Annotated in this window: 6 protein-coding genes and 1 pseudogene; 2 read left to right on the top strand and 5 right to left on the bottom strand. The window is 43.1% G+C overall.

From position 1 onward, the window contains the following. Positions 1-123: 123 nt before the first annotated feature. Both FTU77_RS11855 and FTU77_RS11850 read left to right on the top strand, forming a co-directional pair. Positions 124-282, top strand: a pseudogene (locus tag FTU77_RS11855) (ammonium transporter); the annotation flags it as partial. A 13-nt stretch (positions 283-295) separates the two neighbouring features. Then, entirely contained in the window at positions 296-913 is a 618-nt protein-coding gene (locus tag FTU77_RS11850; RefSeq protein ID WP_180055881.1) for a hypothetical protein, read from the top strand. 92 nt (positions 914-1,005) lie between these two features. Here the strand turns inward: FTU77_RS11850 and rsfS are convergent, their stop codons facing one another. From rsfS to FTU77_RS11825, 5 genes are all read right to left on the bottom strand, one after another. Beyond that, positions 1,006-1,407 (bottom strand): ribosome silencing factor, encoded by a 402-nt coding sequence (gene rsfS, locus FTU77_RS11845; protein WP_078191283.1) that lies wholly within the window; start codon positions 1,405-1,407, stop codon positions 1,006-1,008. Between the two features lie 73 nt (positions 1,408-1,480). Continuing rightward, complete coding sequence (locus FTU77_RS11840; protein ID WP_180055880.1) at positions 1,481-2,278, bottom strand: hydroxypyruvate isomerase family protein; 798 nt, start codon at positions 2,276-2,278, stop codon at positions 1,481-1,483. Positions 2,279-2,320: 42 nt separating this feature from the next. Continuing rightward, positions 2,321-3,190, bottom strand: coding sequence for an NAD(P)-dependent oxidoreductase (locus FTU77_RS11835; RefSeq protein WP_180009003.1), 870 nt, complete (start codon positions 3,188-3,190; stop codon positions 2,321-2,323). Positions 3,191-3,222: 32 nt separating this feature from the next. Continuing rightward, positions 3,223-4,011, bottom strand: a complete 789-nt coding sequence (locus tag FTU77_RS11830) for a crotonase/enoyl-CoA hydratase family protein (RefSeq protein WP_180009005.1) — start codon at positions 4,009-4,011, stop codon at positions 3,223-3,225. Between the two features lie 111 nt (positions 4,012-4,122). Next, positions 4,123-6,930 carry an ATP-binding protein gene (locus tag FTU77_RS11825; RefSeq protein WP_180055879.1) on the bottom strand — a complete coding sequence of 936 codons (2,808 nt, stop codon included), beginning with the start codon at positions 6,928-6,930 and terminating at the stop codon, positions 4,123-4,125. Positions 6,931-6,970 lie beyond the last annotated feature (40 nt).

Raw genomic sequence — 6,970 nt, 5'->3', positions numbered from 1 at the left:
AAGTATTTGGATTGTCACTGCTTGCTCCAAAGTTAACATGTTGAGCAGTCCAAAATGACCGCTATATTAACCAAGGGGGTCAGTTTTTAAATGCCATTAGGGGGTCATTTTTACACTGCCGCTAACATATTTAAGGTCTTGGATCAATTGTTGGGTGGCTTACGGGTGAGTAAGCAACATGAACAACGGGGTTTGGACTATACCGAGCATGCTGAATTGTCTTATCCCGAGTTTCAAAAAGATGTGACTTTTGAAACGGATGATATGAATAAACGTCATTAACAGGAGTAAAGCAATGAGCACCGAACTGTTAAATTTGGCACAACGCCGCGAAGCTTTAGAAAAAGGCTTACAACATTTTATTCATGGGACGTTACTCGACAGTGCGCTACGGCACTGGGAGCAGCAGTACAGCATGAAACCATCATTTGTATTGAATCGCTTCTTAAATGATATCTGTACCACAGAGGAGCTTCGCTTTTATCGTAAAGATATGCTGAAGCAAGTTTTGTATGAGTTATCTACCTTAGAAAAGCAGGAACTGTTACGGGTTGAAAAACCGCAGGAGCAGGAGCAAGAAGACGAGCTCATTGCAGAGACCATTAGCGAGGCCTTTTTAGGCTTTATCGAGTCAGTCATGCTGACGGTGAAATCTACAGATCAGGCTGATTTCACCCAAGATGTGATTCAGCAATTAGAAGAAATCGGGCTGGCAATTGCGGCAAATGCACAAATTAATTCAGCGAGTTTTGTCGAGTTTTTGCCTTTGACCAGTTATGCCAAAGTTTTAACGAGCATTTATGAAGTGTATTGTGACTTTTATGGCCCGATGCGTGCAGACCAAGTTTATGCACAAACCAAGCTGAAAATTAAAGCCAATTATCCTGAGGTGGATTTACACCAACTGCTTTAGTGTCGGGGGTAAAACACCATGAAGCTGATTGTCCGTGTATAAAGTGAAGGGATAAAAAAAGCGACCTAATTAGGTCGCTTTTTTCTGGAAGCTTAAGCTACAGTTTCTGGAGCTGTACGCCATAAGCTTTCTAAATCATAGAATTTACGTGCTGTAGGTAACATCACATGTACCACTACAAAACCGAGATCAATCAGGATCCATTCAGCATCACGTTCGCCTTCAACACCGATAGGGCGGAATCCAGCTTTACGTGCTTCTTCTGCCACGTTGTCTGCAAGAGACTTAATGTGACGAGTTGAAGTACCGCTCGCAATAACAATCGCATCTGCTACGTTGCTGATAGTGCTGATATCAAGTTCAATAATATCTTTGGCTTTTACATCTTCAAGTGCTTCACGTACAACAGCTAAGCAAGCTTGTACGTCTTTGATTTGCGTTGATTTTGCGAGATCGAGAGAATTAGAAGCGCTGGGCGATGGTTCTAAATTCATAGAGGGTATGATTTCCTGACAATTTTACATGGTCTAATATAGCGGTTTTGTTGCTGAATTTCAAATCAACACGTCATTGGCCATTGGCTAAATGAGGGAAGTATTTGTCTTTCCACGCAAAAGAATGTGATGAGTTGCTTCGTGGTCGGTATTCAGCCGCGATGTAGCCTGTATATTGGCTTTGATCTAAGCATTTAAAAATCTCTGCAAATGGAATCTGCGCTGAGTCAGGTTCATGTCGCCCCGGACAGTCAGCAAACTGTATGTGACCGATATCCTGAATATTTTCTGCCAAAGTACTGAGAATATCTTCACCCATCATCGCCATGTGGTAGCAGTCATATTGCATCTTCAAAGCAGAGTGTTGTACAGCTTCAAGCATTTCCTGAGCTTGGGCAATATTTTGCACCAAAAAGCGCGGCATATCAGTGCCATTAATCATTTCAAATACCGGTTGAATATGATGTTCAGACAACATGTGGCACGCCAGTTTGAGGTTGCTCGACAAGGTATTTAAACATGGGAGCAAGTCAGCATCTTGTGGCTGTTTGCCGGCTAAAATATTGACACTCGGTACATTTAACGCAGTGGCATAGCGAATGCATTGTTCTAAGGCCTGATGAAATTGATTTTCACGCCCCGGAACTCCCGCAAGACCATCACCACCTTGCATCAAATCACCCGCAGGGACATTGATTAAACACAGGCTTAAATCATTGATGGTGAGTTGGGTTTGGATCTGCTCAATACTCAGCTCATACGGAAACTGAATTTCTACATGCTTAAAACCGTGTTCACGAGCCAACGCAAAACGCTCTAACAATGGCACTTCGGTAAAAATCATGGATAAATTAACCGCGAGCTGAGTCATGTATATCGTCCTTGAAGCAATTTACTTCTAAAGTGAAAGTCGTTAGTTATGTTCGACATGTTGAATGATGGTGGCTAAATCTTTTTCTGCAAAACCATTGTCCTGATGGGCTTTGAGTTGCGATAAAGCAAGGCTGGCAACAGGGATGCTTAATTCAAACTGGGCAGCCAGTTGGACTGCATTATTCAGGTCTTTAGATAAAGTTTGAACTTTCCATTGCACGGGCTCGAACTGATGCGTTGCCATACGTGGAGTTAAAATCTGAAAAGGCTTTGAGTCTGCAAATCCACCAGCAAGTGCTGGTGCTAATAACGTGGTGTCTACACCTGATTTCTCGGCTAATGCGACGGCTTCTGCGATTAACGTGCTATTGGCAGCGACGATCAGCTGATTACAAATTTTGGTGGCTTGACCTGTACCTGAGTCGCCCATGCGGGTAACACGTTGTGATAAAACATTGTAGATCAGACTCAAATCTTGAATCGTTTGAGCATCACCACCGGCAAAGATGACCAAAGTGCCTTGCTCAGCGCCTGCTGTGCCCCCCGAAACAGGAGAGTCAATCCAAGTGACTTGTTTCAACGTTGCAGCATGAGCCAATTGATGAGTTTGATTCACAGATAGACTCGAGAAGTCGACAATAATTTGTCCTGCCGCTAAATGATTTTCGATGCTTGCATATACCGCAGCAACAGCAGCATCATCTGCGAGACAAGATAAAACCACAGGATAATGGGCAATCTTCTCCAATTGAAGCGCTGTCGCGCCAATCGCAATCAACTCATCACACGCAGCAGCAGTTCTGTTCCACACCGCAACTTCAAATCCTGCCTGAATGAGGCGCGTGGCCATGCGGCTACCCATCAGCCCCATACCTAAAAATGCAATTTTTGTATTACGATCAAACGCCATGTGCTGTACTCAATCTATCCTGTGTGACTATTTTACTTATATTGGCGTGGTAAAAACTGAACCTCAGGGTTCTTGTCTTTTTTACGTGCCAATTGGCTGTTTTTGCCGAGCAGTAATTTTAATTGCCAGATTTTTTCTAAGCGTAAAGATCGTTTTGGACTATGTTCCATGGCATCTAAGACTTGTTTTGCTGCTGCCAAAGCATCTGGAGAACGTTGTGATAATTCTTCGGCTAACTGCTGCGCCTGAAGCAAAGGTTGTTCATTTAAATGTGTCACCAATCCAATTTCCTTGGCATATTCTGCGTCAAAAATACGTGCTGTTAAGGTTAATTCTTTGGCTAAATCCAGTCCAATCACACCTTTGAGTGAGCGCGTTAAGCCCATATCAGGGACTAAGCCCCAACGACTTTCCATAATCGACATTTGCGTTTTCGGGTGGGCAATACGGATATCGGCAGCCAAGGCAAGTTGCATGCCTGCACCAAAGCAAAAGCCTTCAAGTGCGGCAATCACCGGCACAGGAAGCTGTTGCCAAATCAGGAAGGCTTTTTGAAATAAACTTTGACCGGGCTTTAACAGTTCCCACGCGGCATAGGCACGATTTTTTGGATCATTTAGGTCAGCCAAATCAATGCCAGCACTAAATACATTGGCTTCACCGGTTAAAATGACACAGCGTAAGCTACGATCTTTTTTTAATTTTTCAGCGGTGCTGACCAATTCTTTGAGCAATGCAAAGCTCATTGCATTACGTTTTTCTGGACGGTTTAAGTAAACCGTTGCAATGCCATTATTTTTTTCTACTCGTAATAAAGCCATGGTAATTACTCTTGTTGTTTCTGCGCCCGAGCATAGCATGCACCCTGACAGGATACATGACAGTGCAGTCACAACAGAAGCTAGACGGCACTGACTTTAGTCGGACTGCGCTTAATTATTTTGTTTGGCTAAGATTTGTTGAGCTGCGTGTTCAACTTGCGCCATGACATTTTTTAACTCATCAAAACGGTTCAGGGTTTCTTGGACAAAAGCGTCATCCGCTTTACGGCGTTCCTTACGTAAGGTCGAAACAAATTGCTCAAATTGACCTGAAACCTCTTGGAGGGTTGGAGCGCCCACATAGCGGGTTGCGCCATAAAGCCGATGTAGTACATGCTCTAATTGTGGAAAATCTTCATCTTCTATGAGCTGTGCCATTTCATGGGTTTCTTGCTCAAAGCTATCGACGAGCATTTTCAGTAAATCGACCGCAAGGTCTTCTTTATTCGCGGCCAACTGCAAGCTTTGCTGCCAATCTAAAATACTTGGCTCTAGAGCTTCAATCACCGAACTGCGCTCTAAAACCGGTACTTTCTTAAAGTTATCGGTAGTCCATTGAGTCAAGATTTGAATAATTTGATCCATTTGAATGGGCTTGGTGACATAGTCATCCATACCACTTTGCAGAAGCTTTTGTTTTTCATCAGAGAGCGCATGTGCCGTCAAAGCGATGATAGGAAGGCGCTTATGATTTTCAAAGGTCGACTCAAGTGATCGAATGGCACGCGTGGTATCAACACCTGACATCACAGGCATTTGAATATCCATAAAGATGAGGTCAAAAGCTGCCAAACCTTGCTCTTGGCGAGCTTGAATGATTTCAATGGCTTCTTGTCCACTTAAAGCCTTGGTGGTTTTCACATTCAGCTCAGAGAGCAGGGCTTCAAGTACAATCAGGTTTGGTAAATGGTCGTCGACAGCCAAAATGTGCAGACCTTGACCATTAAATTCTTCATGTTGCTCATGATCAAACCACGGCTCATTACTCAACAACTGAATCAGCGCTGTACGGCTGAGGGGTTGATGCAATGGGCGAGCACGGTACTCGTTCAACATGTTTGGATCGAGCATCATTTGGTAGCCATAAACCGCTAAGTTACCGCTATAACGATGACGAATTTCTTTCAGTAAAGCTTCGGAGTCACCACTATGATCGACGATCAACCAAGTATTTTCGTTGGTTTGCAACTGATTGAGTCGGCTAAATAAATCTAGGATTGACTGCGTTTCAATATGTTCAACATCATAATTTTCTAAGTAATGACGCAGGACATTGGCGGTTGCTGGATGTGCTAAGTAGGAAACGACTTGTAGATTGCTAAATTGTGGATGCACAATTTCAATTTCTTCATCGACCACAAAGCGCGCAGTAAACCAGAAGGTTGAACCTTTTTCCGTTGGGGCACGTTCTTGGTTATCTTCAAAACCAATTTGTCCATGCATTAGGCTGACCAATTGTTTGGAGATGGCAAGACCTAAACCTGTACCGCCAAATTGACGGGTCACAGATGCATCACCTTGTGAGAAGGATTCAAACAGTTTCTTGCGGTCAGTACCGCTTAGGCCGATACCACTGTCTTGGACACTAAAGTGCAGCAGACATTGACCGATGTCATCATGCTCCATACGGACACGGACAATAATTTCACCATCTGGAGTGAATTTAATCGCATTTGAAATTAAGTTGGTCAAAATTTGTTTGAAGCGAAGGGCATCACCAACCACAAATTTCGGCACATTGTCCGCATAGTAGAAGGTCATATCGATGTGCTTTTGTGCTGCCAATGGTGACAACATATCCATCACATCAAAGACGGCTTCTTCTAAGTCAAATTGCGCAGTTTCAAGTTCTAATTTACCTGCATCAATTTTGGAGAAATCAAGCACATCATTAATTAAAGCCAATAAGTGCGCAGAAGATTTACGAATCGTTTGTAGATATAAATTTTGTTCATTACTGAGGTTGCCTTGGCGCAGTAAAAGATGAATAAAGCCATCAATACTGTTGAGTGGCGTGCGCAGTTCATGGGAAATATTGGCCAAGAACACCGACTTCGACTGATTGGCATGGATTGCTTGGTCACGTGCTTGACGATAGGTAATATTTTGCACTTCTAAAGTATCAAGCGTGCGTCTTAAGTCATCTTCCGTTTGTTCGGTATGTTCACGCAGTTCTAAAAAGCTGAAATGTAAGCGTTTAACCACATTGGCAATATCACGCTGTAATAAACGGAGCTCGCCAGTACTGTTAATGATCATGTGCTGATCTAGAGTATCGGCATTTAAACGTTGTAACTGCATGCGAATTTCGTACATTGGTGCGATCCAACGACGTGAATAAAAATTCAAACACAGCAAAAGTAATAAGAGTGTCAATAAACCTGTTGCAATCAACACGATTAACACGCGATAGCGGGCAATTTGCAGCGGTTGATTATCCAGTTCAATGCTTAACCATGCCGGCGTCTGGGTTGAATCTGAAATTTTCAGGGCATAAACATGGTTACCCTGATGTGGAATTGGTCCAATAAAAGATGCTTTACTCTCAAAAGCAGGCCAAATAGCTTGATCTTGAAAGCCAATGCTCAGGCGGTTATTGCCTTTGAAATCTATAATCGCAGCACGAATCAAATGTTTTTCGTTCAACATGCTTTGCATGGCATTACGAGCTTGATCAAACTGCCACGGATAATGGTTGAGTAACTCTATGGCAGATTCTGACGTGGGTTGATAGCGCGTCAGGATCGCGACAGCCATTTGTTTTTGTTGTGCTTTGGCTGCATTGGAGGTTTCTGTTATTACCAACATTGCACCGACACAGGCCAAAATGGTGATCGGCACGAAAATAAGTGCAATCAACTGACCATAGGCATGATTTAAGTGTAGGCGTTTAAAAAGCTTTTTGTTGATATTTGACATGGTTTAAGCAGTTTATTCCTTATGCCCCGAATATTAGCAT

The sequence above is a fragment of the Acinetobacter sp. YH12142 genome (genome assembly GCF_013418435.1).
Taxonomy (GTDB): Bacteria; Pseudomonadota; Gammaproteobacteria; order Pseudomonadales; family Moraxellaceae; genus Acinetobacter; species Acinetobacter amyesii.
Note: the sequence above shows the minus strand (reverse complement) of the source record. Positions and strands in the feature narration are given on the sequence as shown.